Raw genomic sequence first — 26,382 nt, forward strand, 5'->3', positions numbered from 1 at the left:
AAGCGCTATCCGATACGAAAAATCTACAAAACAGACCTTAAGTGAACGGCATTAAGATTCATCATCTGGCCTTTTTTATGTGCATCACAACGCTGCCGACTGACCCTAAAGCTTTTTTTGCTCATACCATAAGGGTAAATTTTAAGTTTTCACTCGACGTATCAATGAACGACAGCCGATAAAACTTGGCCTATTTTATTTTATCTTTGGTAATCAGCCCCGTTACACCACCCAGCCCCAGCTCTTGTAATTTCTGCCATTCAGCTTCGGTGCGAACTTGTTCTGCAATCGTCAAAATACCCAGGCTATCGGCCATACGCACGACTTCTTTTAATAAGCGTTGATTGCCGGTATGTTGATCAATATCGCGGATGTAACTGCCATCAATTTTTAAATACGCCAACGGTAAATCATACAAGCGCAGCATGCTGCTCACCGCGCGGCCAAAATGCTCAATCCCCACTTTGACATTAAATTGATTCATCTCTGCCGCAAAAGTAGCCAGCGTTTCAAATTCTTGCGTAAAACTATTGCCATTAATATCAAACCACAGGCGAGCACGCGTTTCAGGATTGAGGCCTTGCAAAATTTTGACTAGCTCAGCGCGAAATGGCAGATGACTCAATGATTCAATATCTAAATTCACCGCATAATTTGCCGAGTGCTGCTGCAGTTCTTTCACTGCCAAGCGGATTGCCGCTAAATCAAGCTCCGCAGTTAAGCCAAAACGCTTGGCAAATGGCATAAAGACACCGGCACTCAATAAATGATCACTGCCCACCTCAGGTAAACGCAACATCAGCTCTTGATGAATCACCTTGCCCTGCCAATCTAGTGCCGGATATTGCGCAGCAACAAATTGCTGCGACTGCACGGCTTGCTGCAAACATTCACGCCAATAGCTGCTAGGGTGACTCACAAACGCAACATCAATCGTCGCCGCAACAGCACTAATCACACCTTGGTTTTCTGCTTGCGCCATGGCGGCATCGGTTCTTGCCAGCAAAGCGCCAATCGATTCACCTTGAATAAATTCGCTATAACCGATGTGAATAAAGTTTTCCATGCTACTTAATTCAGTCAACGAGGTGAGTAATTGGGCGACAAATTCAGCAGGATTCTCTAAATCTGGCGTTGTTAAAGCAAAATCACAACCATTTAATCGGGCAGCCACCCATTCTTCACCTTGATCATCCCAACGCGCCAAACACGTTGCGATCTGGCTAAGTAATTGGTCTGTTGCTTGCCGACCTAAATTTTGATTAATCTCAGCCAGATCTTTTAAACGCAATAACAATAAAAAACCATGCCCGCTACGATCTTCATCATTAAGTAATCCCGATAAACGCCCCATAAAAAAAGCCCGATTGACTAATCCGGTCACTTTGTCTCGATTCACATCTTGATGCAGCTGATCAATGCGCTCTGATTGTTCATCAAACATCTGCTTAATTCGCACCACCATGCTATTCATTGCGCCAACGACTCGGCGTAATTCAATATACGGTGGCTCGGCAATGGTAATAAAGCGTCGTTCGCTAATGGCTTCGGCCTGCGCAATCATTTGAGAAATCGGCTGACGTACGCGATTAAATAGCGCCCATACTAATAAGGCCACCAATACCCCGCCGCCAATAATCCAAAAGAATAATTTAACTACGCCACTCCATAATGATTCGTAAGCGAATTTACTATGCGCACGAACCTCGACCGTCCCAGCTTGTTGCCAGCCCTTATTGACTAAAGCTTGCCCCGAAGCCACATCAATCGGAAACAATTGCCTAAACCAACTCGGCACATGACTGGGCAGCTCTTTATTTTTGAGTTCGATGATTATTTTTTTGTGCGGATCACGAAAACGAATTAATTCAAAATGCCCAGAATCAAACAAGGCCGAGGTCATTAACTCAATCATTGCAGGGTCTTCAGCTTGCTGTGATAAAGACAAAGCCAAAGACGAGGCGTTATCACTACTTTGCGTGAATAATTGTTGCTGCAAATAATCTCGCGCACTCAATGTACTCACAATTAAGCTCACCATAAAGGCCAGCAACGTTGAGATGATGATTAATAATAATACCTGCCGAATTAAAGACACTCTGTTATTCCTTATTGTCAATACCATCTGCTTGCATACGTAATAAAACGTCTTTCCAGCGTGACAAACGATCAATCGATGCTGATGGCTGTTTACCACTCCCTGCAAATACGCCTTCATGATTAAAACTAAATACGGGGGTTAAATCAGGACGGCGACTTGCTGGGCGAATTTCAGTAATTAAATTATCCAAAACCAAAGGCTCTGCATCAGGTTCGCTATAGTAAGTCAAGACCATATGCGCCTGACTAATTGTACTATTACTGCCACCAATTTTGGCTTTCACATAACTCAATCTTAATTTATCAGTAGAAACCCCAGTATCTTTTAATGCCATATATTTAATAATAGCAAAATCTTCACAGTCGCCAGCTGACTTACCCATCATTTCAAGCGGTGTCGCCCAGTAATCAGCTTGGTTCCACAAAGCCTGATCTTCAACAAACTGAAATCTGCGATTGATATACTCATTAATTCTTTTTAGTTTGTCGGCCTCAGGCAATGTTTTGCTAGCGAGCAATAATTGCTGCATTTCTGCCACAGTTTTAACGGTATTTGCAGCATAACGTTGCTGCGCCAACTTAAGCAAACGATCAAAATCCCAGGCAGAAAAAACGGGGAATGCCCAAAGTATTGTGAGCAACAGTAAGCTGCAAATCCATCCGTAATCAGGACGCTGCAAATTGAACATTTCGATATTTTCTCGACAATTTGGCTATAGTAGGAATTGTTAATACTAGAGCATTAATGAAATCATTTAGGTAAACTAGACAACAATCAACGCGCTTATAACTTTAATACATCATCCAAAATTGGACATTGAGAAATATGAAGCTAAAAACAATTGCAATTTTATTCCTTACTCTCAGTAGCGCCACTAGCTTTGCGGCCACAACATTACGCGATGCCGTCGAACAAACTGTATTACGTAATCCAGAAATTCGCGCTAAATGGCTAGAGTTTCGCGCGTCAGGAAAAGAACAAGATGTTGCGCGCGGCGGATACTACCCACAGATCAATATTCAAGGTATTGCAAGCGCAGAAAATCTGCAAGATCCAAAAAATAACACCGGCAATTTCAATCACCCTAGCTACAATATCGAATTTCGCCAAATGCTGTTTGATGGTTTTGCCACGTCTGAAGAAGTTCGCCGTCTCGGTTATGGCAGCTTAACTCGCTATTATGATTTATTAGCCACCAGTGATGCTGCGGCACTTGAAACCACCAATGCTTATTTAGATGTATTACGCTATCGCAAATTAGTCGAACTAGCGAGCGACAATTATGCAATTCACAAAGAAACCTACAATCAAATTGTAGAGCGCGTCGAAGCGGGCGTAGGTCGCCGAGTTGATTTAGAAATGGCAACGGGTCGTTTAGCATTAGCCGAATCCAATTGGCTGACCGAATCATCCAATTTACTCGATGTTTCTGCCCGCTATGAACGTCTTACTGGCGTAGCCCCTGATGCCGTGATGAGTGATGTACCTGATTTAGGCTCATTTAGCCCAAAAGATTTAAATAATCTGAAAGATGGCCTGCGTAATAATCCAAGCTTTTTGGCCGCAATCTACAATATTCGCAGCGCTCGTGCCGCTGCAACCGCCAAAAAGAGCGGCTTTTATCCGCAACTCTATTTCCGCGCGGCGCATGGCTACGATAAAAATCGCGATAATATCGACGGTAATTATCGTGATAGCAAAGCGCAATTGATTGTGGATTACAATATTTTTCGGGGTGGCAGCGATGTGGCTTTAGCCAGCCAATACGCTGAGCAGCTTAATATCACCTATGAATTACGTGATAAAGCCTGCCGTGATTTACGCCAAACCACTCAAATTGCGTGGAATGACACTTATCGCCTCACCGAGCAGCGTAAATACCTCGATCAACACGTACTCTCAACCGAAAAAGCCCGTGATGCATTCCGCCGGCAATTTGATATTGGCCAGCGCTCATTACTCGACTTATTAGATACCGAAAACGAGCTATTTGAAGCCAAACGCGCGCTGGTACGCGCTGAATACGATCATCAACTATCGTATGCTCGCGTACTGACTCAAGCGCATGAATTGCTGGCTGCACTGCAAATCTCACCACTGGAAAACATTGCGCCCGATTCTGATCTTGGCGGCGCTGAAGCAGAAGACGATAAAGCCAATTGTTTAGGCGCTTTGATTCCAACCGTACCACTTGATCGTGAAGCGGCTCTCGCTGGTCGACCACCACGCATTGCGACCCCAGTGATACCTGTCACACCAGAAACACCTGCGAGCAATAATAGCTGCGATAAATCGATTACCGAGATGGTAGAAAGCTGGCGCAGCCAATGGGCCGAGAAAAAGGTCGATGCGTATTTAGCACAATATGCCAGCCAATTTGAAGCCTCAGGCCAGCGAACTCGTGCCGATTGGGAAAGCAAACGCCGTAGCCGCTTAAGTAAAGAAGGTGCGATCACCTTGAAATTTGATAACTTGAGCTGCAGCAATGTCAGCAAAGATCAAGCCAAGGTCACCTTTAAACAAAGCTACAGCTCAAGCAACTATCAAGACAACGTTGAAAAAACCCTTGATCTGGTTTCCGAAGGCGGTAAATGGAAAATCAAACGCGAACAAGTCACCAGTGGGCGTAGCGAATAAAGCCAAGTTCACCAGCCAACAGCCCGTTAATCGACGGGCTGTTTTTATTTTTGCCTAGGATCTGTTGATGGCAAACCAAACGTCAACAGACCCTGGCCCATCTGTTACCATCGGCCATCCTGACCGTGAAACATCAATATGAAACTGCAACTGATTGCTGTCGGCCACAAAATGCCGAACTGGATTTCTGAGGGCTTTGCCGAATACGCCAAACGCATGCCGCGTGATTTTGCGCTAACGCTGACTGAGCTAAAACCGGATAAACGCATCAGCGCGCGCACGCCGCAGCAAGTGATGAGCGAAGAAGCCGATCGCATTTTGGCGGCGATTCCCGATGGCGCTCGCGTATTGGCGCTCGACGAGCGCGGCGCTAATTGGACGACGATGAAGCTCGCCGACAACATGAAACACTGGCAAATCGATGGTCGCGAAACGGTATTTATTATCGGCGGCACCGATGGCCTTGATCCACGGATTAAGCAACGCGCCGACCAATTGTTGCAGCTGTCGGCAATGACCATGCCCCACGGCATGGTGCGCGTCTTGCTCGCCGAGCAACTGTATCGCGCGGTGTCGATTATTAATAACCATCCTTATCATCGAGAATAAAGCCAATGGGCTACTTGCTTCCCATCATGCTGTTTTGCATGCTGGCCCTATTTGCCGATATTGGCGAGCGGGGGATGGGGGGCTTTGTTACTCTATGGCTTGATAGTGATTGCGTACTTAATCGGATTTGGCCTGCGACACGCTTGGTGCAAACAAGCGCCGCTGTTTAACGCCGTCACGCTCGGCTGCTGGTTCATTTCTACCTTCTTTTTTGCTCAGGCTTTATCTTCATTATGACCCAACTCTACCTCGCCTCTGGCAGCCCACGCCGTAAAGAATTACTCGCGCAAACCGGCGTGATGTTTGAACGCATCGCCGCCCCCATCGATGAAACGCCGCAAGCGGCCGAACAGCCACGTGATTATGTGATTCGTATGGCGGTAGAAAAAGCCGAATCCGGCTGGCAACATTTAATATCAATGGGCTTGGCGCTCAAACCCGTGCTCGCATCCGACACTTCGGTAGTGTTGGCCGATGAAATCCTAGGCAAGCCGCTGGATGCCGCCGACGCTGCGGCGATGCTACGTAAACTCTCAGGCCAAACGCATGAAGTGCTCACCAGCTTAGCGCTACGCGACGAGCATGGGGTGCAAACGCGATTAAGCGTCAGCCGCGTCACCTTTGCCCAACTGAGCGATGCACAAATCGCCACGTATGTGGCCAGCGGCGAGCCAATGGACAAAGCCGGCGCGTATGGCATTCAAGGCTTGGGCGGCGTATTTGTCGCGCATCTAGACGGCAGTTTTACCGGCGTCATGGGTTTACCCTTGCACGATACTGCGGCATTATTGGCGGAGCATGGCTTGGGCGTTTTGGCGTAATAGTTTTACCGATCACTCGCATCACTACGCTACGGCAGGCGTTTAAAATGCTCGCCTTTAACGACAAGCACTTATTTATCTAGATGTATTGAGCCGCAGGCATTAATCAGTAAGGTCTGCAAGCAAATACCTTTGAGGACACACCATGGCAATCCAAACTTTTGAACTCCGTAACGAATACATCGCGCTGTGCGATTTGATTAAAAACCTCGGCATTTCACATTCGGGCGGCGCAGCCAAACTGATGGTCGCTGAAGGCTTGGTCGAAGTCGACGGCGTACTCGAAAGCCGTAAAACCGCCAAAATCCGTCCCGGCATGGTGGTTAAAGTATTGGGCGAAGAAATCCACGTTGTCGCCAGCGAAGCTTAACCGCGCCAGACATTGCGGATCACAATCAGCGCTGCAAACGCATACGCCAGAAAAATCAACAGCAAAATCGGCAACATCGCGCCAGTCAGCGTTAAATTGTTGCCGAGTTTTTGCGGCAAAATAAACAGCAGATACTGCAACAGAAAAAAACCAGCCAAACCCAACAAAACTTGACGCAAACGGAACCACAACCGCTGCACGATAGAACGACTTTGAAACATAAACCGCATCCGCACTAATAAAAATAAGAAGGCGATTTATACCGTAAGCAGATGACGACAGCATGACGCTGCTTACACCCCCCCCCTCAAGCCACCGCAGCGAGCAAACCGCCAGTCACATCCAGCGCATTGCCTTGACTTTGTGGGCTGAGCTGTAGATTTTCCCCACAAAAACACAATCGCCCCTCTCCCTCAATCAGCACTTTACCGGCAGCCAATTCTCGATGCTCGCCGCGGTACAACTCAATATCTTCTGTTGACTGATCGTGCGTCAACCAGATGCCGCCCTCTTCACGCCATAGCTGCGCAGGGTGGCTCAACTCGACCACCAGCAATTCATTTTTTAATACATTGGCGGATTCAATCGTAGATAGGTGACCATGACTACCATCCATTTGGCATAATGAATTCACTATACCCAATAAACAAAAGCTGATCGCTGATGATTTTTTGGCCTTTATGTGAATAAAATTCACATAAAGCAAATTTCATTCGCTCAACGAGGAATAAATGATGAGCCAACTGCCACCACTGGCGGCACTGCGCGCATTTGAAGCGGTAGCGCGCTTAGGTAGTGTGGTTAAAGCGGCCGAATCACTGAATGTGACGCACAGCGCCATTAGCCATCAACTGCGAACAATTGAAGATTTTCTCGGACTCTCCTTATTTTTACGCGAAGGAAAACGACTGCAACTCACCGAGGAAGGTCGCATTTATGCGCTACGTATTCGTGGGGCAATGGCCGACTTACAAGACGCCACGCAACGCGTACTCACTCGGTCCAAACCCAATGACATCAGTATCGGTATCGTTCCCTCATTTGCACTCAATTAGCTAGTGCCGCGCCTACCCGACTTTAAAGCCCAATACCCGCAATATACGATCTGGCTACGGGCAGGTTTGGGCTTTGAAGAAATGAATAATGGTCAACTAGATATGGCGATCCGCATGGGCGCTGGCGGTTGGGATGGGATGCAACAAATCCATCTGATGGATGAACAACTGTTAGTCGTCGCTGCGCCCAGCTACCAACCTCGGCCAACATCGTCCAATGCACTGAAAACTGCGACGATCTCCACAATCCGGCAATCCCTTGGGCGACGTGGTGCCAAGCTGCGGGGCTGGCCGATTGGCGACCGACACCAACGTATTCCTACAATGACAGCAACCTAGAACTCGAAGCCGCACGACTCGGCCACGGCATCATGCTGGCGCGTACTTCGCTCGTCGAATCACACTTCGCCAATGGCACGCTGGTACAAATCACCGACATCAGCGTGCCTTACCAATACCCCTACTGGCTAGTCTGGCCAGACCGCAGCAGCACCAGCGGCAAAATCGCCGATTTCACCGCATGGATCATGCGAGCAAGCCAACATCCACGAAAAGGGTATGCAAATATAACCATTTATTATAAAAGGCTTGATAGACATACCATACACAATAATAAAACACTATGCGCGGAGAAATAGCTAACAGGCAGCGCCAAAACCTAGTTGCGCCCTGCCATCACACCACCATCGACATCCCAAACTGCGCCCGTCACCCAGCTAGCAGCATCGCTGAGCAAGAAATCAATGGTTTTCGCAACGTCATCCGGCTGGCCAATTCGACCAATTGGGTGAAACGAATTAAACGAAGCCAAGACCTCATCAACCTGATCCGCCTTAATGAACGACTGATAAATCGGTGTTTTCACTACCGCAGGCGAAACCGCATTCACACGAATATGCTGCTCAGCCAATTCCATCGCCATATGCTGGGTGAGTGCGTGCAGACCCGCTTTTGCCATCGAATATGCGGCAGATGGTGTGGCTTTAATCACCTGTTTGGCCCACATCGAACCTATATGCACCACGGCACCACCGCCAAACTTCGCCATATTCTTCGCGACGGCTTGTGAAATAAAAAATGTCGCCCGATTTATAGCCAGATATTGATCATAATCGGCGTGTGTATGCGCTAAAAAAGCAGTTGGATTAAACGTACCCGCAGCATTCACTAGATACTTGATATGCAATTCACTCTGCGCAATAAAATCGATCAGCTTTTGCACCTCCTGCTCTTGCTGCAAATTGATTTGCAGCGTTGTGATATCACCCAAATGCGATAACTCTTGCTGCGCCTGTGCTAATTTGTCCGCCGATTGGCCGACAATCAGCGTCGGAATATTGCGGGCTAATAATAATTTCGCCGTCGCCAAACCCATGCCGCTTGAACCACCAACGATCAATGCCATCGCTTGCTGTGTATGCTTCATTGTGTAACTCCTTTCATGTTAAGGTGAGAACACACTCTAAGCGACGCGCTCAGGCAGTGAAAAGTAGGCACAAAATGGTTCGGTAGATTCAAAAAGGGCTAAATTCATGAATAGCAAGGAAATAATTTTTTCACGACAATCGCCCCCCGAGCGCAGCGCACGGATGGTGGAAAGTATTTGCGGATGCAAATGGTCGCTCACCGTCTACAAATTGTTAGCACACGCAGTGAATCGCCCAGGGGAAATGGTGCGCCGTGTAGAAGGGCTGAGCACCAAGGTGCTCAATGAATGTTTAAGACGCAATATTGAATACGGCATCATCGAACGCATTGCATTTAATGAAGTTCCACCTCGGGTCGAATATCGCCTCACCCCATTTGGCGAGAAATTCATCAAAATCCTGACTGAGCTAGAAAATTTACAATCAGAAATGGAACAACAGCAGTAACGCCCAACCACTGAGCAATCCTTATCCCTGATACACGCGTAAACCCGTAAAATAGCGTTTTCGCTTTTGAATTTCTGCCGCCATGACCATCATTCTCTCGACGCTGAACGCCCGCTACACGCATGCCTCTTTGGGCTTGCGCTATTTGCAGGCCAATATGGGCGATCTGCAGTCGCAAACCGAAATTATGGAGTTTGTGATTGGCGGTAAAACCACGGAGTTTGCTGAGCGTTTATTGGCCAAAAATCCGCAGATCATCGGCTTTGGCGTTTACATTTGGAACGTTGAAGAAACCGCCCGCTTGGTGGCGCTGATCAAGCGCGTTGCGCCGCAGGTTAAGATTATCCTCGGCGGCCCCGAGGTGTCTTACGAAACCACGGAGCAAGCGATTGTCAAAGACGCTGATTTTGTCGTTACTGGCTGGGGCGAGGTGACGCTACCTGATTTGTGTCGCCAGATTCTGCACGGCCCACAACCCTTAATGAAAATCCATGTCGGCGTGCAAGCCAAACTGGATGACTTACAACTGCCCTATTCTCTCTACACCGATGACGATATCAAAAACCGCACGCTGTATGTCGAAGCATCAAGGGGTTGCCCCTTCAAGTGCGAATTTTGCCTCTCGGCGCTAGATAAAACCGCATGGCCGTTTGAGCTAGAGCGCTTTTTGGCCGAGATGGAAACGCTGTATCAGCGCGGCGCGCGGCTGTTTAAATTTGTCGATCGCACGTTTAATCTGAACATCAAAACCAGCCTGCGCATTATGCAGTTCTTCCTCGATAAAATCGCCGCACACCCGAATGATCCGGTGTTCGCGCATTTTGAGGTAGTGCCTGATCATCTGCCCGAAGCGCTCAAAGCCGGCATTATGCAATTCCCAGCAGGCAGCCTGCAGTTTGAAATCGGCATTCAAAGCTTTAACCCCGCAGTACAAACCTTGGTCAGCCGCAAACAGAATAATGAAAAAGCTGCCGAGAATATCCGCTGGCTGGTGGAAAATTCGCACGCGCATATGCATGTAGATTTAATCGCTGGCTTGCCCGGCGAAACCGTGGAAAGCTTTGGCGTTGGCTTTGATCAACTGTACGCGCTCAAGCCGCATGAAATTCAATTTGGGATTTTAAAACGCCTGCGCGGCACGCCAATTATTCGCCATACCGCCGAATTTGCCATGGTGTACGACCCGTTCCCGCCGTACACGATTTTGGCCAATCGCGACATCGACTTCACGACGATGCAGCGCTTAGTGCGCTTTGCGCGTTACTGGGATTTGGTCGCCAATTCGGGGCGCTTTGCCAATACTTTGCCAGCGCTATTGGGCGACGCGCCATTTGCTAACTTTATGGCGTTTGCTGACTGGCTCTACGCCAGCACCGACGCCACGCATCGCATCGCGCTCGATCGTTTGGCGAAAATGGTTGCGCTGTGGTTGCAAACGCAAGGCATGTCAGCCGTTGCGGCAAGCGCTTTGCTAGAAAGCGATTACGCCGGCAAACAGCATAAACCCAAAGCCGCCACCGAAACCGTTGCCCCATCACGACAAGCGCAACATCTGCACGCCTAGATGGGTATAGCAATGCCCGCTATATTCAATAAGCGCTATATTGATATACCCAATAAAAATCGGCAATATTCAGATTACGTGCTGATGGTTTTAAGTGCCTGCGGCACAGTGTTTTACAGTCGCAGTCAGTGGCGGCCCCCCAACTCTTTGTCCGCCAAAGAGTTGGGGGAAAAGAAAAGCGACCCGAGCGCGCCCAGCTCCGCTGTGCCCTCGATTGTCGTGAGCCCAACGATAAAACCGTTTGTCTCTCTCCTTACTCGGTGCGCTTCGACGGGTTTTTAAGCCCCAGCTCGACGAGCGCGGCACAGCATCAAATCTGAACATTGCCTAAAAAGCAACTACACGCCGATCCATAGGCAAAGCCATAATCTACTGCACAAAAAAGCCAGTTCAGCATGAACTGGCTTTTTTTAAACGCAAACGCGTTTAAGGCAAAGGCACAATGGCGTGTGCGCCTTGTAGTGCGGGTTCGGCTTGTGGGTAGAAAAAGAGACCTTGGTAATCGGTCGCAAACTTCGATGGCGATTTAAATTGCGCTAACTGTGCGCGCAAAGCCGGATCCGTTGGCGCATGAATAAAACCCGATTTCAAATGAGTTTGTTTTAACACCGCATCAAGGGTATTGGGCGCTAGCACAACATCCTGAACGCCGCTATCCCAATACTTATTGGTTTTGCCGCCCAGCGCGGCCAATCTCGCAATGTAAACTTGCTCAGCAAAACGCTGTTTTAGATGCCAGCCCATGCTGTAGATTGGCTGCTGCGTCGCCGGATCTACGCCACTCACTTGTGGCAAACCATGCGATGAATTGGTCCAAACAATGACCTTTTTACCGGCAAACGGTTGCTCAATCAGCCATTGCACATTGTCGGCTAATACTGGATTGCGCAAATCATAATTCACGTCATCGGTATGCTGCTGACGGCCAACGCTGGCTTCGATCGATTTGACTTGCTGGCACCACCAACCGGCCGATTCACGGAGTGGCGTTTGCCCAGTGACGGCGTTTTGACACAACTCGGCTTTAAGCTGGGCGCTCACTTGCTTAAATTGGCTTAAATCCATGCCCTGACTGTTGAGCTCAATCGCCCGTTTGGCGACTTGACGGTATTCAGGCCAATTGGCTTGCGCGGGAATACTCGAGCCTTTTTGCTGCAAAAATTGGGTCATCGTCGGCAATAATTCGTTAATCGACGTCGATCCAGCAAGCGGCAGATCAAACCCAGCCAAAATCAGCGGCCGCTCGCTGCGGCGTGCTTGATCGATATACGCCAAGGCTTTGCGACTGGCATCGGTTTGTGAATACATATAAAACACTCGGCCCGGCGCTAATTCGACCACACTGGCGTCTTTCTCGGTGGCGCTACGCCAGATGCCTTCGACGTCAAACATCGCACTTTCAATCAATAACACCTCAAAATCTTTGTTCTGATGCAGGTATTGCACCAAGCGATTCATCAGTTCATAGGCGTTTTTGTCGGCGTAGCTGTCTTCATTGAGCACCACTAAACGCGCATCCCCCACTGCAGCACCAAAGGCCGCTAAGTCTTGCGAGTCGCTCGCTTGCGCCGCGTCTAACGCTTGCAAGGGCTGGCTCGATTGGCTTAACCATTGCTGGACGTTTTCTGCCGTTGCAGCATTGAGCGTCGGTTCAGCGAACTCCACCGAACTTGGTTTTTCTCCACACCCAGCGAGAGCTAGGCTTACTGCAGTAAGAATTATAAGGTGACGCATCTGTTTTCCTTGTTGCATTCAATCAGCACTGATTTCAAAATGGGGCAAATCATAGCTCAATACGCTGTCATGCAGCACAAGCCTATCGTTATACCTGCGCAATCAAGCAAGCACCTTGATTTCAAATAAGCCCAGCCAGATCTTTCAATAGCTTGTGCAGATAGCCAAAACGGCGCGGTAGGCTGAAAAACCGCGTGTTCAAGCACAATACAAACTCAAGCGCGCCAATTTGCTTCAAAATAGCCGCCAAGATCAGGCCGCAACGATTACGTCGTCAGCGACTTCACTTTTATTGATGGGAGAATTGGAAATACCGTGGAATTATTAAATATTGATTGCTTAGGCAAGCCATTGCGACTCGAAGGCAGCTTAGCCGGTTGGCAGCAGCTGTTTTGGAACAATACCCTAGTGGCAGAGAAAGCCGCCTCAGCCGATCGTGAAGGTGCCAGCGCGCTGCAATTTATCCTGAATGACCCCATGTCTGGCGAGCAACACATTCGCCTTGAAACCGATTTGCAATGGCAACCGTTTGTGTTGGACTATCGCTTAATCGTTGACCAAACGCTTGTCGCCGAGGGAACGCGTGATACACAGGATATTGAGCGCCAAAGCCCGGTTGTCCCCCACCAAACCACCAATAAGTTCAGCTTGCTGGGGCTGGGGGTTTTAGCGTTAAAGCTATTTAAAAGCGCCAAACTCATCAAAGTCGCGCTCGCTGGCGCGAGTGTTGCGGCTTATTCTTGGTTGTTTTCATTCCAATTTGCGCTGGCTTTATTGGCGTGCTTGGTTTTTCATGAATACGGCCATATTCGCGCCATGAAATATTTTGGCATGAAAACCAAAGGTATTTACCTAATCCCATTTTTAGGCGGATTAGCGCTGTCGGACGAAAAAATCAATACCCGCTGGCAAGACGTGGTGATTGCGATTATGGGGCCGAGCTTTGGCTTACTATTATCGCTGGCCTCTTGCTTGGCGTATTGGCTGACTGGCAATGTGTTTTTTGCCGGCTTGGCAACCTTTAACGCCCTGCTCAATTTATTTAATCTATTGCCGATTTTGCCGCTCGATGGTGGGCATATTTTAAAGAGCATTAGTTTTTCAATGAATAGCGTGCTCGGTTTAATTGCCTGCGTTGTTGGTGCGCTATTGGGGATTGGGGTGAGCTACCATTTTGGTCTGGCCTTACTCGGATTTTTATTATTTATTGGTAGCTTAGAGATCGTTTTTGAATGGCGAGGCCGGCATCAAAGCCATTTATTGCCGCTAGACCGCTATGGGCAGATTTTTTCTTTGGTTTGGTATTTACTCACCGTGGCGGCGCTCATTGGCATTATTTGGTATTTTGCTGGCTTGGGCGACGATATGCTGCGTATTCCACTCAAAATTTTACAAAACTAATTTCATCACGGTATAAAAAAAGCCAGATCATATTCGATCTGGCTTTTTATTATTGCTTCACTCGATTCACTCGCTGATTATTTAGCAGGCGCTTTAATCGTTGCTAAAGTCTCACGCAATGCGATATCGACGGCTGATAGCAATAATTGATCTGGCGCTTTACGGCAAGCCACATCGATGCGCTCACCAAATTGCTTACCTGCTTCAAGTTGATCAGGGAAAGTCTCGTCACGGCTTTGTAGTAAATAACCGGCCATGGTTTCTACCGCATGGAAAAATTTATCCACCGATTTGCCAGATTCTTGCCACATTTCAGTACAGCTCAAATGCGCAACATCTTGCAAGCTCGGCAGCGCAGTAGGTTTAGCGTCTTTGGCGGCAGCAAACGGAGACAATAAGGCGAGGCTCAAAGTAAGGGCGATCAGTTTCATGGTAAAAGCTCCAAAAAAGAATGAATTAATGTAATGAATTAACGATTAAAAATGGCACCGGCAGCGCCGCCAGCGACTGCGCCTTTTAAGGCACCACGTAAACCATTGCCAGCTAGACCACCAATCACCGCGCCCACAACAGCACCTTTTTTAGCGCCGCGCTGGGCACGACGACCTCGATAACCATCACTACTCACCGCAGCCAGTCCGCCACCAATCACAGCGCCACTCAGAGCACCTTTAAGGCCATTACCTGCCGCCAAACCGAGCACACCACCAATCACCGCGCCTTTGCTTACACGATTATCATTTCGCGCCTGCGCGGGTTGGGCTAAGGCCAACACCAAGGGCAAGGCCAGCAAGCAACGAACCAGAATTTTCTTTTGCATGAATAGCTCCAATTTAAAATATTTGCAATACCACCCCGATGTCTAACTCAACGCTCGATGACGAGCCAGCACCTAAAGTTCGCCGACGCAGTTAATGGAGTTTAGTACGAAAATAAACACCCAAAAATGCAGTTGACCCCAATGGCCATTAAATAGGCGATCGGATCAGCAAAATGGGCTTATTTGGGTAACGACGAGATCTGCGACTTGAACAACGTCGAGGTGAATACTTGATTTTTATCGATTTTAGGCGGGCAAAAGCGCCAAAACAAGCCGCTGTGCTATTTCGCACACGGCGATGACAAATCGAATTTGTTTAGAATTTTTTGGGTAAGGGCTTCAAAATATGAAAGCGACCCCGCTCATCTTGCTCGATATAGCCGCCTTTTCTCAGCTCAGTCAGCATCCGATTGACCATTTCTCGCGATAAACCAATCCGCGCGGCAATCTCTTGCTGGCTTAAATCCAAACCAATTTGATTGGGATAGGCTTGCGCATTGCGCTCTAGCCAACCCAAAAAAGTGCGTAATTTTTGATAGCCACTGGCATGCGATAATAAATTGACGAAATTGAGCAAAAACTTAACACCCGTCGCCAGCTCCTTGGCGCAAGCTTGCCAAGCTAAAGGGTATTCACGCAAAGCCTGCAGCAAATCGTCGATGCCAATTAATAAATAATGACTATCAACCGCGCTGGTCAAACAATAGGTATTGACGCGCTCATTAAAGAGCATTTGCAAGCCAGCGATCGAGCCTGCGGGCATATAGCCATATAAAAAAGCACGCTTGCCTAGATCTTCATTCGCCGTAATCGATAAGATGCCGCTCGATAAAAACAAAATATGTTGGCTTTTAGCGCCTTCGCTGCAAATCAGCGTATCGGCCTTCACATGGTGCTCGATCCCACTTTGTACCAAACGCTGCCGAATCTCCGTTGGAAATTCATTGAGTAATGGAAACAAAAACGGCAGAAACGGTGGTGCTGCAACAGGCTCGCTCATATCACTCTCATTCATTGGCCATCGTCGCTGACGAAACAAAAAGCCAGATCAACGATCTGGCTTTTTGCATCAAGTCGTGCTCAATCTGGCAGCACGCATTAAGCCATTGCAGGTAATGAATAACCTTCGATTTTGGCGCTTGTTACCAATTGACCGAGGTAATCGTGCATGGCTTTGCGGCCTGCCATGTCGGTTAAGAAGGCTTGTAGACGTTCTTTCACTTCTTCAAATGAAACACTGTCACCTTGGCTACGCTCAGTCACTTCAATGATGTGGTAACCAAATTGGGTTTCTACCAATGTAGGCACAATCACGCCAGCTTCGGTCGAGAAAATCGCGGTTTCAAATTCGGGCACCATTTGACCACGGCCAAATTGACCTAAGCTGCCGCCTTGCGCGCTCGATGGGCAAGTTGAATGCTCGCGAGCCAAATCAGCAAACTTGCTTGGATTGGCCAATACATCCGCCAACACGCCTTCGGCTTTTGCTTTGGCGATGCCCGCAGTCAAGCCTTCGCCCAATGGGAACAAGATGTGATTGGCTGAAGCCATTTCACCCTTGGTAAAGCTTTCTGGATTGCTATTGTAAAAATCAAGGCAGGCCGCTTCGTCGGCTTCTTCAACAGGAATGGCTTTTTCTAGCAAAGTGCCGATGATTTCTTCAGTTGTAGGTGCGGTGATGCCTTCTTTTTTTGCCGTTTGCAATAATAATTCACGCAAAATCAATTCTTGGATTGCCGCATCGCGCGGGCTTTCTGCTTCGGCGTGTTGCGCCAATTCATTTTCGATACTTGCTTCGCTGATTTCAACGCCGTTTACGATAATCGCCATGATTAAATCCTATCTTTGGGTATAAAAAACCCAGCATCAAGCTGGGTTATAAAATAATTGCTCAATAGCTTACCCGTATTAGTTATGGGTGAATATGCCGAATATCAAGTGCTAATCGAGGCCAACTTTTAACGCATCAAACCAATCAATAAATCGCTTCACATCCGCACCACGGTAAATCGCCCCATGCTGGGGACACAGCAACTCAATATCTAACTCGCGGACCTGCTCAACCCAGCGTTTTTTCGCCGTATTACTCCCCATCCAGCGGCGATGAAAACCTTCGGCGTAACGAATGTGCTGATCAAAATCCTCAACAAACAAAGGTGCATTTGCATCAGGAAATAAGGCTGCGCCAATGTCGCCGCTAAATAATAATTTGCAGGCTGGATCGTATAAATGAAAATTGCCGGATGAATGCAAGTAATGCGCCGGAACGATGGTCAACGGCGCATCGCCCACCAACAAAGTACCGCCCTCGTCGGGTATGCCGACAATCGTATTGTCTTCACCACCAAAATGCGGAATAAAACCACTCCATAAACCAGAAACATGGCATTTAATCTGGGGATTAAAATCATGCCACAAGCCCAAAGAAGAAATCACATCGGGGTCTTGATGTGAAGAAAAAATCCTTTGCACCGTACGCGGGTCAACCACTTCTGAGAGCGCCGCAAACACCGCAGGGAAAACTTCCGAGCCACCCGGATCACACAAAATACTGTCATTGCCATTGGTCACCACATATTCATTGGTATCGATCAAATGATTCGGGCGAGCAGGGTCACGCGAAATGGCAAACCAACGATGATCAGCAGCACTGGCAATCAATAAAGCTTTTTTCATTGAATCAGATCTCAGGCAAGGTTTTGGGTGATTTGGCGTAATGCATCCAGACGCGGTAAGACTGTGGTTATTTTTTGGGCAAATTCTTCGGATAATTCAGCCAAAATCGTACGTAATTCACCGCTATAGGCTGACTCGATGCGGGCCGATCGGGCTAAAACCAAGCCAAAAGTACAGGTTTGATACGCATCATCCAAGCATTCTCCAAATTTACTCCCCCCTTTAAACACCACCATTTTGTTGCGGGTTTTTTCCATGGCTGGGGCCAGCAGTTCAGCCACCTCGACAGAAAATGCGGCGGCATCGCTTAAGCGTGCCAAACGCCTTTCGGCTTGCAAACGGGTGGTTGCTGAATTGAGTAATTCTTGTGCCAATAGGCCAAGTCGATGCATTTCTGCCTGCAGCGCCAAGCTGAGTGAGCGCAATTCTCCCGAGATCACACCAAAACCACGGGCATGCGCGCCCGCTTTTTTGGCCAAAATAATGGCATTTAAGCCCATTAAGTTAATTTCAAAACAACTGACAACAACAACCTTCACTTCCTCATGAATTAATACCGATTGTTGCAATGCACTTACGCCACTTTTATGTGGATCCATAAGTTGCCTCACGAATTAGGATGAGCTTCGTTATAGTCGCCGAATGCTTACAAAACAAACTTGATTTGCCGACTGATCTATAGTTAAAAACGAAAGCATTTAGAAATCCTATTTCATCGCATTCAATGCATGGAGATGAATCATCATGATTCGCGCTTTAGTTCTCGCCAGCCTACTTTTTAGCCCCATCAGCCATGCCGCTAACATTGAGCCTGCCCAAGGCCCAGCAGTATTAACGATGAGCGGTCATATCAGCCAATACAACCAAGGAAACACCTTGGTTTTTGATGACGCATTGCTCAATCAGCTCCCACAAAAAAGCATTCGTACCCGTTCACCGTGGTATAGCGGCGTTCATACCTTTACTGGGCCATTACTCAGTGATGTTTTAAAACGAGCAGGGAGCAAAGGTCAGCAGCTTCATCTCAAAGCAATCAATGACTACACCATTGTGATGCCCAGTAGCGACACCCAATTTGAGCCCATTTTGGCAAGAAAAATCGATGGCAAAGCGTTTAGCACTCGGGATAAAGGGCCGTTATTTCTGATATTTCCTTTTGACCAATACACGCACTTACAAAATAGAACTTATTTTTCTCGCTCCGTTTGGCAGTTAATTGCCATCAAGGTTGAGTAATCAAACAATGTCAAAAAAACCGCTCGGCAAAGGCCCGCTATCCATCATTGCCGCCGCCGTACTGCTGATGATCATCAGCATGATGTTGATGCTGAATCGACAATATGACATCTTAGAAAAATCGTCTCGAATCGGAGCGGATAACGATATATGGGTTTACGCCCAATTGGGCTATGAATACTACCGGCTGAGCGATCAAGTGGAACGACTTTTGGTCGATGAAGATGCCTTACAGATGAAAAACTTACGGATGCGTTACGATATTTTTGTCAGTCGGGTCGATGTAATTGCCAAAGCGCCCTATGCCAATCATGCAACCAATCCTCAAATCCAAAATAATTTGGATGCCTTACAAAAATTCATCGCCGAGACAGACCGTTATCTTGGCCCTGACGTGCCGCTTAAATACCATCGGCAAGACCTCATTACACTCAGAATGGCGCTTGATCAGCAGCAAGACATCATCCTGAATATGATTCAGTTCGCCAAAGACGACACTTTACGCAGCGCCGAACATTACGCCAAAACATTAAGTGAGCAATCGAAAACCATTACTAGCTTAGTTTTACTGCAACTAGGATTAACGCTGGCTTTCTCGCTGCTGCTATACCGGCAAAATCGCTTAGAGCACCTACGAAGCGATGAACTCGAAGACCTTAACCTCGCGCTAGCGGGGGCAACTCAACGCGCCGAGCTGGCCAATCAAAGCAAAAGCATCTTTCTGGCCAATATGAGCCATGAAATTCGCACCCCCATGAATGCCGTTCTGGGGATGCTCGATCTGTTATCCACGATGTCGCTGAGTGAGCCGCAAAATGATTACGTCATCACCGCCAGAAGCTCAGCACAGCATTTACTCGCATTACTCAACGATATCCTCGATTTATCACGACTAGAAACCGGGCAAATTGAGCTAGAAAAAACCCCTTATTCGCCGCAACAATTGTTGCGTGAATGTATGCGTTTAATGCGGATGCGCGCGAACGAAAAAAATATCCATTTAACCTTGGCCCTGGCAGATCATTTACCCCAATGGCAATTGGGCGATATTGTCCGGATGCGGCAAATTTTGCTCAATTTACTCGGCAATGCCATCAAATTTACTGAAAAAGGAGAAGTCGCGCTTTGCGTTTCAAGCAACAAAGACGATTTGATTTTTATCATCAATGACACCGGAATAGGCATGACACCCGAAGGCTTGTCTCGGCTATTTAAACGTTTTCAGCAAGCCGATAAGCACATTGCCCGCCATTACGGGGGGAGTGGATTAGGGCTAGAGATTTCCTTAACCCTGATTGAATTAATGCACGGCCATATTGATGTGCAAAGCCAATTTGGCGTTGGCAGCCAATTTACGGTGCTGATCCCACGCATCGATTGTGATCCACCGCCAGTGGCGGCCCCGAGCACGCAGTATGCGCCGCAAACCGCCCGCTTAAACATCCTCGCCGCTGATGACAATCCAGTGAATTTGAAAGTATTAAGCGCCATGCTCAAACAGCTAGGGCATCAGGTGGAATTTGCCATCGACGGCGCAGAGGCGCTGGCCAAAGTTCAAGCAAAACACTACGACCTCGTACTGATGGATGGTCATATGCCCGTGATGGATGGGCTAGAAGCCACCCGCCAGATTCGCCGTTTGGGGGGCGATTATGCTGCGCTACCGATTATTGCTTTGTCTGCCGACGCACTCGCCGAATCGCGCAGCCAGTTTCTCGCTGCAGGCATGAATGATTTTCTCGCCAAACCGATTTTGCTTAAAACTTTAGAACACATCATCAACAAAAATTGCCAGACCGCCCCGGCAAGCCCAGTCAAAATCGACGGCCACTAAACCAGCTTCACCCGCTGCGGGTGCTCAACCAGCGTGCTGCAAGCCCTTAAAACCCTCAAGATCCAAGCTGGATATTAAGTCGTGGGTATTTAAATGCAGGCCATACAAATAAAAGTCTGCAAACAAATACCCATCAATTAAAATCCACGCCGATACGATTATTCTTTTTTCGCCGGTGCCGGGTACCATTGCTCAACCGGGACCAGTTTTTCATGTTCGGGATCTGAGCGATAGTTTGGCGACATAATTTGAATGCCATAAGTATTAAAAACGTCCTGCACCTTGCCATTTAAATCATGCAAGATTTCCATCCGCCGCTGCGGCTCATCCAGCGCCACGCGCAAATGGTATTCCACATAAAAATCCAGCAAGCCGGTTTGAAACACCCTTGGCGGCGGGTCAGCGCGAACACCCGCCGTTTGCTGCGCGGCCATCAATAGCATCGCCTCAACCTGCCGCCAAGCCACGTCATAGCCAATGGTGACGATAATCTGTGAAATCACCCCGCCGTTGGTGGCCAAGCGCGAGTAATTAACGACGTTTTGCCCAAATAACACCGAATTAGGAATACTAATTTCTTCCCGTAAATTGGTATGAATTTTGGTGGCAAACAGACCAATATGCGCCACAGTGCCTTCGGTATTGCCAATTTGTACGAACTCACCCTGCTTGAGCGATTTGGAGTAAACCAAAATAAAGCCGCTGGCAAATTGCCCCACCACGCTAGAAGCCCCGAGCGACACCATCAAACCAACAATCACCGACAAGCCTTTAAATGCCTCGGTATTCGCCCCCGGCAAATAGGGGTAAATCATCGCCAAGGCTAATAGCCAAATCACTACCGATAAAATGCGCCGCGTCGTACCGGCAGTATCTCGGTCAAACCAAGCAAAACTCAGTTCGCCACGCTCAATGCGGTTAAAAAAGAACGCCATCAACATGGATAAATAACGAGTACACACCACAATAAACGCCACCACCAACAAGCCGGGTACCGCATCGAGCACGGCTAAACCTGCCTTACCTAAAAATCCAAAAATCGTTACATTCAGATTTTCACTCCAAGCGCGGGTGAGCGGAAATTGTAAAAAAACATAACTTGCCCAGCTATACAGCAAGGACAAAATCAATACCCCCAAGACAATCCTGACCACCCATTGCAGGGAATGATTTAAAGACGCGATTGTCACACCCACGGTGTTTTTCGCGACTCTGGCAATCGGCTGCGCTAAATAGCTATGCCCCAATTTGAGCATTCGCGGTCGCGCGCGCCTTAAAATCCACAAGCCAAAAAACAGCACCACCGATGCCATCAGGGTATGTAAACCGGCAAATAACAGTTGCTTCGGGTTATTCAATTCACGACGATCATTAATCAGCAAGCTGAGCTGTTCCGTCGCCCGCTCAACCGCCGAGGGCATGGTTTCGCCTGCCAACTCATTGATATCACCCGGCTGAATCGTGAACACCATTTGTCCATCGAGCAAAATCGCGATGCCCACACCAGGCGGGATGACTGGCATTGAGCTGACTTTGCCAAGGCCTTTGGTTTTAATAATTCGAGCCAAACGCAGCTTGGCCGCCTCCACCCGATCTCTTTGTGTATACGATGAAATGCCAACGCGAAACACCGCCAAAGTGCGATTGTCCACCGTTAAAGGCAAAGCCTCATTGTCTTCATTTTGGCGGGTCTCGGGGTTGGCAAGTAAAGAATTGGCCCCAGCCGCGTAAGCCAAACTCGTCCATGCCATCAGCAAGACGCAAATAAAGCCGACTATTTTTCTCATCATATCCACCTATTGATTGATCACACCGTGACATAGACCTTCAGCGATTGTATCGGTATATCGCCGATATGCAGGCTAAAAATACGCCGTCTGCATTCACTTTCCTGCGCCACACTTACAATTATCTTATTGTCGACGCATTTAATCTACCGCAATGGCCATTGCAGCACGGCAAAATAAATCCACTCGCAATAATCACAACAGTATTTTGTTGCCGACTCAGATAAAATTACCGCCTCAATCATTAGGAGAATCGCATGCACAGCAATCGCCCCTTTCCACACACTCGTCTGCGCCGCATGCGCCGCGATGATTTTTCACGACGCTTAATGCGAGAAAACAGCCTCAGCGCCAGTGATTTAATTTTGCCGGTGTTTGTTTTAGATGGCACAAACCGCGAAGAAGCGATCGCTTCAATGCCCGGCGTAACGCGGCAAAGCCTCGACAAACTGTATTACACCGCCGAAGCGGCGGTAAAACTGGGCATTCCCGCCTTAGCCTTATTTCCCGTGATTGAGCCGCAGCTTAAATCACTCGACGCCGCCCAAGCCTGGAATCGCCGTGGCTTAGTGCCGCGTGCGCTCGAAGAACTCAAACGTCGCTTTCCTGATTTAGGCTTAATTACCGATATCGCCCTCGATCCTTACACCATTCATGGGCAAGACGGCATTATTGATGAACACGGCTATGTGTTAAATGACGAAACGGTGAATGCGTTGATTCGCCAAGCTTTATGCCATGCTGCCGCTGGCGCCGACATGGTGGCACCGTCCGATATGATGGATGGCCGCATTGGCGCAATTCGTGCCGCTTTAGATCGTGAAGACCATATCCACACCCGGATTTTGGCGTATTCCGCCAAATACGCCTCGGCGTTTTACGGCCCGTTCCGTGATGCGGTCGGCTCATCGGGTAATTTAGGTAAAGGCAATAAATACACCTACCAAATGGACCCCGCCAATAGCAATGAAGCTTTGCATGAAGTCGCGCTCGATTTAGCCGAAGGCGCTGATATGGTGATGGTCAAACCCGGCATGCCGTATCTCGATATCGTTCGCCGCGTGAAAGATGAATTTAAAGTGCCGACCTTTGTGTATCAAGTTTCAGGTGAATACGCCATGCTCAAAGCGGCCAGCCAAAATGGCTGGCTTGATGAGCAAAGTGTGGTGCTCGAGAGCCTATTGGCGTTTAAACGCGCGGGCGCAGATGCGATTTTGACTTACTACGCGCTCGACGCTGCTCGTTGGCTGACGCAAAAGTAAGGTCAAGGTATTTTTGGCCACAATTTTAGGTATTGTTTCGGCGCGACGTCGCCGCACTCAATGCTTCAATGACGCTGTCCTGACACTATAAAATGGGCAGCGTTATGCTTCATGTCCAAATTCTCATTGATCACTTGCGGCAACATCTCGGCCCAAGCCAGTTTCCAAACCAACTCGACGCACAATACCCTGAGGTATTGATGCGCATTATGCACAGCTGGGAACAAAACCAACTTGACGCCTGTTTTAATGACTTACTGATTCAAGGTCAGCAAAAACAAGCTGGTTTTCCTAAAGCGATTGCCACCGAAATATTCCGTCTGCAAGTTGCGCTCGATGCCTTACCCCCGCAAACGGCCGACATTTGGGGGCATATTCCGCTAGTCAAAGCCGATCCTGATGCCAAAGCCGTTTTGGCGCAGCATGGCCATAACGTCACACCCAAAGCACTACACCAAGCCATTGAGCAACGGCAGTATGATTTATTGCCTTTGTTTATCCGCGCAGGAATGCCCATTGAGCTGCAAGATGAAGCCGGCTGGACCCCCGTCATGCACGCCTGCTTTGCCGGAAAACTCAACATTGTGCTGCAACTGATTGAGCTCAAAGCCAATCTGCACGTGAAAGATCGCCATGGCTATACGCTACTGCATTGGGCGGCACTCAATGGCAACACGGATCTGGTGAGCTTATTCATCGGCCACCAACTCAATGTGCAACAAGCCAGTCACAAAGGCATGACACCGTTAATGCAGGCCGCTGCCGGTGGGCATCTTGCCGTGATGCAGCTGATTATTCAACACTGTGGCGTCATCAGCATCAATCACCAAAATGCCGAAGGTTGGACTGCGCTACATAAAGCCACCGCCAATCACAAATTTAACGCCGCTTTATGGTTGGTGCAGCATGGCGCGAATCCACATCTACAGCATCTGCAAGGTGAGTCGGCATGTAGCTTGGCGCTCAAACTCAATCAATTTCGCCTGCATGATTTACTAAATGAATACGCAGATCGGCAAGAAAATCGTCAAGAGATGCAAGCCGAATGGCAGCTTAGCTAAAAAAAACGGCATAATCAGCGAATAAGCCCTTACGCAAAAGTCGTCTTGCATCATTGCCTCACCATGTCGTACTCGCTACTTTTTGTGGCTTGGACGCCTTGCCATACAACGCTGGCACGAGGGCTTAGAGAATACGATTCACGCCGAATTATTCGGCCCAATGAGACCCATCATGATTGGAGTCATTCTTGCCTGTCTTGCGGTTGGACTTGTTGCTGGATTTTTAGCCGGTTTATTGGGCGTCGGCGGCGGTTTGGTGATTGTTCCGGCTTTATTGTGGGTCTTTCACTGGCTTGGTGTCGCCCCCGAGCATCAGCAGCATTTAGCCATTGGCACTTCATTAGCGACGATTATTTTTACTGGTGCCGCCAGCGTGCGCGCGCATGCGCAAAAAGGCGCGGTGCGTTGGGATATTGTGCGGCAGATTAGCCTAGGCATTGTGCTTGGCACCTTTATTGGCGCGCAAATTGCCGGTTGGATTTCTGCGGTGCATTTAAAGTGGCTATTTATTATTTTTGCCTACGTAGTTGCGGCGCAAATGTTGCTCGACCTTAAACCCAAACCGAGTCGGCAATTACCTAATGTGCTGGGCATGAATCTGGTTGGTAGTGGCATTGGCGTGTTGTCGAGCTGGGTCGGCATTGGCGGTGGCTCTTTATCAGTCCCCTTTATGACGGCATGCAATGTACCGGTTAAAACGGCGATTGGTACTTCGTCGGCAATTGGGATTCCGATTGCGCTGGCTGGCGCGTTGGGTTTTATCGTTAGCGGTTGGTCAGCGCAGCAACTGCCATCAGGCAGCTTAGGCTTTGTGTATTTACCGGCGCTATTGGGGATTGTTTTAGCCAGCTTTCCAATGGCCAAAATCGGCGCAGCAGCGGCGCATCGCTTGCCAGTGCCGGTGCTAAAAAAATGCTTTGCTGCCCTTTTAATCGTCTTGGCGAGCAAAATGCTGATCAGTCTGCTTTAAGTGCCAAATCGCCGTATTGATCGAATCAAAGGACGCAATGAAACCAAATAAACTAATAGGTATACTCACCTATGCTTTGATGTCTATGGCCCATGCAGAGATACCCTCTAGGTCAATCCAGTTACAGTTACCCAATCAACAGCATATTTTAGTCAGCGAAGGTGAGCTTGAGCCGCGCAGCATCGGCAGCTATGCCATTCGACTTTATGCTGGTGGCAGTAGCGAGTTTCCATTTGATGTGTTTCTCAGCGGACAAATTCAGCCGCGCGATGGCAGCCTTGAGCGCGTCATCAATGCGGACATCAATGGCGACGGTCTGGATGAAGTGATTATTGTGTTGCGCTCAGCCGGCAGTGGTGGCTATTTAAGCGCCGATGCCTTTAGCTGGCAAAATAATCAACTTCAATTGCTTGCTGCAGTTAAAGACTTAGCGCCCAATACCGAGCTGATTCAAGCTTTTACTCAATTCAAAATTCAAAACAAATAAGTTTTTACCGGCAAAAAAAAACGGCCGGAGCCGTAATGCCGTTCACTTAAGCCAAGTGAGCGGCATTTTTTTCCTCGATTTCA

Annotated in this window: 29 protein-coding genes; 16 read left to right on the top strand and 13 right to left on the bottom strand. The window is 48.3% G+C overall.

Annotated elements, in window-relative coordinates; genetic code table 11:
- Window positions 1-190 precede the first annotated feature (190 nt).
- Window positions 191-2,098, bottom strand: coding sequence for an EAL domain-containing protein (locus tag Q0V82_RS12680; protein ID WP_297576296.1), 1,908 nt, complete (start codon window positions 2,096-2,098; stop codon window positions 191-193).
- 4 nt (window positions 2,099-2,102) lie between these two features.
- A complete protein-coding gene (locus tag Q0V82_RS12685) occupies window positions 2,103-2,678 on the bottom strand; it encodes a transglutaminase-like cysteine peptidase (protein ID WP_297576298.1) in 576 nt (191 codons plus the stop codon).
- 248 nt (window positions 2,679-2,926) lie between these two features.
- Here Q0V82_RS12685 and Q0V82_RS12690 point away from each other — a divergent pair, with 248 nt between their 5' ends.
- The 4 genes from Q0V82_RS12690 (at window position 2,927) to Q0V82_RS12705 (ending at window position 6,538) form a co-directional block, all read left to right on the top strand.
- Window positions 2,927-4,738, top strand: coding sequence for a TolC family outer membrane protein (locus Q0V82_RS12690; protein WP_297576300.1), 1,812 nt, complete (start codon window positions 2,927-2,929; stop codon window positions 4,736-4,738).
- A 138-nt stretch (window positions 4,739-4,876) separates the two neighbouring features.
- Window positions 4,877-5,347: a 23S rRNA (pseudouridine(1915)-N(3))-methyltransferase RlmH gene (gene rlmH, locus Q0V82_RS12695; protein ID WP_297576302.1), complete on the top strand. Its 471-nt coding sequence runs from the start codon at window positions 4,877-4,879 to the stop codon at window positions 5,345-5,347.
- A 233-nt stretch (window positions 5,348-5,580) separates the two neighbouring features.
- A complete protein-coding gene (locus Q0V82_RS12700) occupies window positions 5,581-6,168 on the top strand; it encodes a nucleoside triphosphate pyrophosphatase (protein ID WP_297576304.1) in 588 nt (195 codons plus the stop codon).
- 145 nt (window positions 6,169-6,313) lie between these two features.
- The gene (locus Q0V82_RS12705) at window positions 6,314-6,538 is read left to right on the top strand and encodes an RNA-binding S4 domain-containing protein (RefSeq protein ID WP_221021914.1); all 225 of its coding nucleotides are present in this window, start codon (window positions 6,314-6,316) and stop codon (window positions 6,536-6,538) included.
- Here Q0V82_RS12705 and Q0V82_RS12710 read toward each other — a convergent pair.
- Window positions 6,535-6,759, bottom strand: coding sequence for a hypothetical protein (locus Q0V82_RS12710; RefSeq protein WP_297576307.1), 225 nt, complete (start codon window positions 6,757-6,759; stop codon window positions 6,535-6,537). The genes Q0V82_RS12705 and Q0V82_RS12710 overlap by 4 nt on opposite strands.
- Window positions 6,760-6,845: 86 nt before the next feature.
- Window positions 6,846-7,172 carry a hypothetical protein gene (locus tag Q0V82_RS12715; RefSeq protein WP_297576309.1) on the bottom strand — a complete coding sequence of 109 codons (327 nt, stop codon included), beginning with the start codon at window positions 7,170-7,172 and terminating at the stop codon, window positions 6,846-6,848.
- A gap of 97 nt (window positions 7,173-7,269) precedes the next feature.
- Here Q0V82_RS12715 and Q0V82_RS12720 point away from each other — a divergent pair, with 97 nt between their 5' ends.
- From Q0V82_RS12720 to Q0V82_RS16570, 3 genes are read left to right on the top strand one after another with little or no spacing between them, the layout of a single operon-like run.
- On the top strand, window positions 7,270-7,593 hold the full coding sequence (locus Q0V82_RS12720; protein WP_297576311.1) for a LysR family transcriptional regulator: 324 nt from the start codon (window positions 7,270-7,272) through the stop codon (window positions 7,591-7,593).
- A gap of 3 nt (window positions 7,594-7,596) precedes the next feature.
- Window positions 7,597-7,932 (top strand): LysR substrate-binding domain-containing protein, encoded by a 336-nt coding sequence (locus tag Q0V82_RS12725; RefSeq protein WP_297576313.1) that lies wholly within the window; start codon window positions 7,597-7,599, stop codon window positions 7,930-7,932.
- A complete protein-coding gene (locus Q0V82_RS16570; RefSeq protein WP_374758544.1) occupies window positions 7,881-8,231 on the top strand; it encodes a LysR substrate-binding domain-containing protein in 351 nt (116 codons plus the stop codon). Before Q0V82_RS12725 ends, Q0V82_RS16570 begins: the two co-directional genes overlap by 52 nt.
- Window positions 8,232-8,251: 20 nt before the next feature.
- Here Q0V82_RS16570 and Q0V82_RS12730 read toward each other — a convergent pair whose 3' ends face one another.
- On the bottom strand, window positions 8,252-9,019 hold the full coding sequence (locus Q0V82_RS12730) for an SDR family NAD(P)-dependent oxidoreductase (RefSeq protein ID WP_297576315.1): 768 nt from the start codon (window positions 9,017-9,019) through the stop codon (window positions 8,252-8,254).
- A gap of 163 nt (window positions 9,020-9,182) precedes the next feature.
- On the opposite strand from Q0V82_RS12730, the gene Q0V82_RS12735 reads away from it, so the two are divergent.
- Together Q0V82_RS12735 and Q0V82_RS12740 are read left to right on the top strand one after the other, a co-directional pair.
- Window positions 9,183-9,467 carry a helix-turn-helix domain-containing protein gene (locus Q0V82_RS12735; RefSeq protein ID WP_297576348.1) on the top strand — a complete coding sequence of 95 codons (285 nt, stop codon included), beginning with the start codon at window positions 9,183-9,185 and terminating at the stop codon, window positions 9,465-9,467.
- An 82-nt stretch (window positions 9,468-9,549) separates the two neighbouring features.
- Entirely contained in the window at window positions 9,550-11,031 is a 1,482-nt protein-coding gene (locus Q0V82_RS12740) for a B12-binding domain-containing radical SAM protein (RefSeq protein WP_297576317.1), read from the top strand.
- 426 nt (window positions 11,032-11,457) lie between these two features.
- Here Q0V82_RS12740 and Q0V82_RS12745 read toward each other — a convergent pair whose 3' ends face one another.
- The gene (locus Q0V82_RS12745) at window positions 11,458-12,765 is read right to left on the bottom strand and encodes a hypothetical protein (protein WP_297576319.1); all 1,308 of its coding nucleotides are present in this window, start codon (window positions 12,763-12,765) and stop codon (window positions 11,458-11,460) included.
- 315 nt (window positions 12,766-13,080) lie between these two features.
- Here Q0V82_RS12745 and Q0V82_RS12750 point away from each other — a divergent pair, with 315 nt between their 5' ends.
- Window positions 13,081-14,166, top strand: coding sequence for a site-2 protease family protein (locus tag Q0V82_RS12750; RefSeq protein WP_297576321.1), 1,086 nt, complete (start codon window positions 13,081-13,083; stop codon window positions 14,164-14,166).
- A 77-nt stretch (window positions 14,167-14,243) separates the two neighbouring features.
- Here Q0V82_RS12750 and Q0V82_RS12755 read toward each other — a convergent pair whose 3' ends face one another.
- The 6 genes from Q0V82_RS12755 to Q0V82_RS12780 all read right to left on the bottom strand — a co-directional run bounded on the left by Q0V82_RS12755 (window position 14,244) and on the right by Q0V82_RS12780 (window position 18,261).
- Entirely contained in the window at window positions 14,244-14,597 is a 354-nt protein-coding gene (locus Q0V82_RS12755) for a hypothetical protein (RefSeq protein WP_297576323.1), read from the bottom strand.
- 38 nt (window positions 14,598-14,635) lie between these two features.
- The gene (locus Q0V82_RS12760) at window positions 14,636-14,986 is read right to left on the bottom strand and encodes a YMGG-like glycine zipper-containing protein (protein ID WP_297576325.1); all 351 of its coding nucleotides are present in this window, start codon (window positions 14,984-14,986) and stop codon (window positions 14,636-14,638) included.
- Between the two features lie 316 nt (window positions 14,987-15,302).
- Window positions 15,303-15,986: a Crp/Fnr family transcriptional regulator gene (locus tag Q0V82_RS12765; protein ID WP_297576327.1), complete on the bottom strand. Its 684-nt coding sequence runs from the start codon at window positions 15,984-15,986 to the stop codon at window positions 15,303-15,305.
- A 98-nt stretch (window positions 15,987-16,084) separates the two neighbouring features.
- Complete coding sequence (locus Q0V82_RS12770; protein ID WP_297576329.1) at window positions 16,085-16,816, bottom strand: peptidylprolyl isomerase; 732 nt, start codon at window positions 16,814-16,816, stop codon at window positions 16,085-16,087.
- 111 nt (window positions 16,817-16,927) lie between these two features.
- Window positions 16,928-17,662 carry an MBL fold metallo-hydrolase gene (locus Q0V82_RS12775; protein WP_297576331.1) on the bottom strand — a complete coding sequence of 245 codons (735 nt, stop codon included), beginning with the start codon at window positions 17,660-17,662 and terminating at the stop codon, window positions 16,928-16,930.
- An 11-nt stretch (window positions 17,663-17,673) separates the two neighbouring features.
- Window positions 17,674-18,261 carry a hypothetical protein gene (locus tag Q0V82_RS12780; RefSeq protein WP_297576333.1) on the bottom strand — a complete coding sequence of 196 codons (588 nt, stop codon included), beginning with the start codon at window positions 18,259-18,261 and terminating at the stop codon, window positions 17,674-17,676.
- Window positions 18,262-18,406: 145 nt separating this feature from the next.
- Between Q0V82_RS12780 and Q0V82_RS12785 the strand changes: the two genes are divergently transcribed.
- Both Q0V82_RS12785 and Q0V82_RS12790 read left to right on the top strand, forming a co-directional pair.
- The gene (locus Q0V82_RS12785) at window positions 18,407-18,898 is read left to right on the top strand and encodes a hypothetical protein (protein WP_297576335.1); all 492 of its coding nucleotides are present in this window, start codon (window positions 18,407-18,409) and stop codon (window positions 18,896-18,898) included.
- A 7-nt stretch (window positions 18,899-18,905) separates the two neighbouring features.
- On the top strand, window positions 18,906-20,732 hold the full coding sequence (locus Q0V82_RS12790) for a response regulator (protein WP_297576337.1): 1,827 nt from the start codon (window positions 18,906-18,908) through the stop codon (window positions 20,730-20,732).
- A 158-nt stretch (window positions 20,733-20,890) separates the two neighbouring features.
- Here the strand turns inward: Q0V82_RS12790 and Q0V82_RS12795 are convergent, their stop codons facing one another.
- Window positions 20,891-22,522: a mechanosensitive ion channel family protein gene (locus Q0V82_RS12795; protein WP_297576338.1), complete on the bottom strand. Its 1,632-nt coding sequence runs from the start codon at window positions 22,520-22,522 to the stop codon at window positions 20,891-20,893.
- A gap of 254 nt (window positions 22,523-22,776) precedes the next feature.
- Between Q0V82_RS12795 and hemB the strand changes: the two genes are divergently transcribed.
- The 4 genes from hemB to Q0V82_RS12815 all read left to right on the top strand — a co-directional run bounded on the left by hemB (window position 22,777) and on the right by Q0V82_RS12815 (window position 26,299).
- Window positions 22,777-23,781, top strand: coding sequence for a porphobilinogen synthase (gene hemB / locus Q0V82_RS12800; protein WP_297576340.1), 1,005 nt, complete (start codon window positions 22,777-22,779; stop codon window positions 23,779-23,781).
- A gap of 104 nt (window positions 23,782-23,885) precedes the next feature.
- Window positions 23,886-24,842: an ankyrin repeat domain-containing protein gene (locus tag Q0V82_RS12805; RefSeq protein ID WP_297576342.1), complete on the top strand. Its 957-nt coding sequence runs from the start codon at window positions 23,886-23,888 to the stop codon at window positions 24,840-24,842.
- A gap of 172 nt (window positions 24,843-25,014) precedes the next feature.
- Window positions 25,015-25,812, top strand: coding sequence for a sulfite exporter TauE/SafE family protein (locus Q0V82_RS12810; RefSeq protein ID WP_297576344.1), 798 nt, complete (start codon window positions 25,015-25,017; stop codon window positions 25,810-25,812).
- Window positions 25,813-25,849: 37 nt separating this feature from the next.
- Window positions 25,850-26,299 carry a PliI family lysozyme inhibitor of I-type lysozyme gene (locus tag Q0V82_RS12815; RefSeq protein WP_297576346.1) on the top strand — a complete coding sequence of 150 codons (450 nt, stop codon included), beginning with the start codon at window positions 25,850-25,852 and terminating at the stop codon, window positions 26,297-26,299.
- Window positions 26,300-26,382 lie beyond the last annotated feature (83 nt).

It is taken from the genome of uncultured Deefgea sp. (assembly GCF_947072475.1).
GTDB lineage: Bacteria > Pseudomonadota > Gammaproteobacteria > Burkholderiales > Chitinibacteraceae > Deefgea.

Excerpts from the sequence above, each read along its gene's own strand:
- Q0V82_RS12690 (WP_297576300.1), top strand. The coding sequence starts at position 2,927 with ATGAAGCTAAAAACAATTGCAATTTTATTCCTTACTCTCAGTAGCGCC.
- rlmH (WP_297576302.1), top strand. The coding sequence starts at position 4,877 with ATGAAACTGCAACTGATTGCTGTCGGCCACAAAATGCCGAACTGGATT.
- Q0V82_RS12700 (WP_297576304.1), top strand. The coding sequence starts at position 5,581 with ATGACCCAACTCTACCTCGCCTCTGGCAGCCCACGCCGTAAAGAATTA.
- Q0V82_RS12705 (WP_221021914.1), top strand. The coding sequence starts at position 6,314 with ATGGCAATCCAAACTTTTGAACTCCGTAACGAATACATCGCGCTGTGC.
- Q0V82_RS12710 (WP_297576307.1), bottom strand. The coding sequence starts at position 6,759 with ATGTTTCAAAGTCGTTCTATCGTGCAGCGGTTGTGGTTCCGTTTGCGT.
- Q0V82_RS12720 (WP_297576311.1), top strand. The coding sequence starts at position 7,270 with ATGATGAGCCAACTGCCACCACTGGCGGCACTGCGCGCATTTGAAGCG.
- Q0V82_RS12730 (WP_297576315.1), bottom strand. The coding sequence starts at position 9,019 with ATGAAGCATACACAGCAAGCGATGGCATTGATCGTTGGTGGTTCAAGC.
- Q0V82_RS12735 (WP_297576348.1), top strand. The coding sequence starts at position 9,183 with ATGGTGGAAAGTATTTGCGGATGCAAATGGTCGCTCACCGTCTACAAA.
- Q0V82_RS12740 (WP_297576317.1), top strand. The coding sequence starts at position 9,550 with ATGACCATCATTCTCTCGACGCTGAACGCCCGCTACACGCATGCCTCT.
- Q0V82_RS12745 (WP_297576319.1), bottom strand. The coding sequence starts at position 12,765 with ATGCGTCACCTTATAATTCTTACTGCAGTAAGCCTAGCTCTCGCTGGG.
- Q0V82_RS12755 (WP_297576323.1), bottom strand. The coding sequence starts at position 14,597 with ATGAAACTGATCGCCCTTACTTTGAGCCTCGCCTTATTGTCTCCGTTT.
- Q0V82_RS12760 (WP_297576325.1), bottom strand. The coding sequence starts at position 14,986 with ATGCAAAAGAAAATTCTGGTTCGTTGCTTGCTGGCCTTGCCCTTGGTG.
- Q0V82_RS12765 (WP_297576327.1), bottom strand. The coding sequence starts at position 15,986 with ATGAGCGAGCCTGTTGCAGCACCACCGTTTCTGCCGTTTTTGTTTCCA.
- Q0V82_RS12770 (WP_297576329.1), bottom strand. The coding sequence starts at position 16,816 with ATGGCGATTATCGTAAACGGCGTTGAAATCAGCGAAGCAAGTATCGAA.
- Q0V82_RS12775 (WP_297576331.1), bottom strand. The coding sequence starts at position 17,662 with ATGAAAAAAGCTTTATTGATTGCCAGTGCTGCTGATCATCGTTGGTTT.
- Q0V82_RS12780 (WP_297576333.1), bottom strand. The coding sequence starts at position 18,261 with ATGGATCCACATAAAAGTGGCGTAAGTGCATTGCAACAATCGGTATTA.
- Q0V82_RS12785 (WP_297576335.1), top strand. The coding sequence starts at position 18,407 with ATGATTCGCGCTTTAGTTCTCGCCAGCCTACTTTTTAGCCCCATCAGC.
- Q0V82_RS12790 (WP_297576337.1), top strand. The coding sequence starts at position 18,906 with ATGTCAAAAAAACCGCTCGGCAAAGGCCCGCTATCCATCATTGCCGCC.
- Q0V82_RS12795 (WP_297576338.1), bottom strand. The coding sequence starts at position 22,522 with ATGATGAGAAAAATAGTCGGCTTTATTTGCGTCTTGCTGATGGCATGG.
- hemB (WP_297576340.1), top strand. The coding sequence starts at position 22,777 with ATGCACAGCAATCGCCCCTTTCCACACACTCGTCTGCGCCGCATGCGC.
- Q0V82_RS12805 (WP_297576342.1), top strand. The coding sequence starts at position 23,886 with ATGCTTCATGTCCAAATTCTCATTGATCACTTGCGGCAACATCTCGGC.
- Q0V82_RS12810 (WP_297576344.1), top strand. The coding sequence starts at position 25,015 with ATGATTGGAGTCATTCTTGCCTGTCTTGCGGTTGGACTTGTTGCTGGA.
- Q0V82_RS12815 (WP_297576346.1), top strand. The coding sequence starts at position 25,850 with ATGAAACCAAATAAACTAATAGGTATACTCACCTATGCTTTGATGTCT.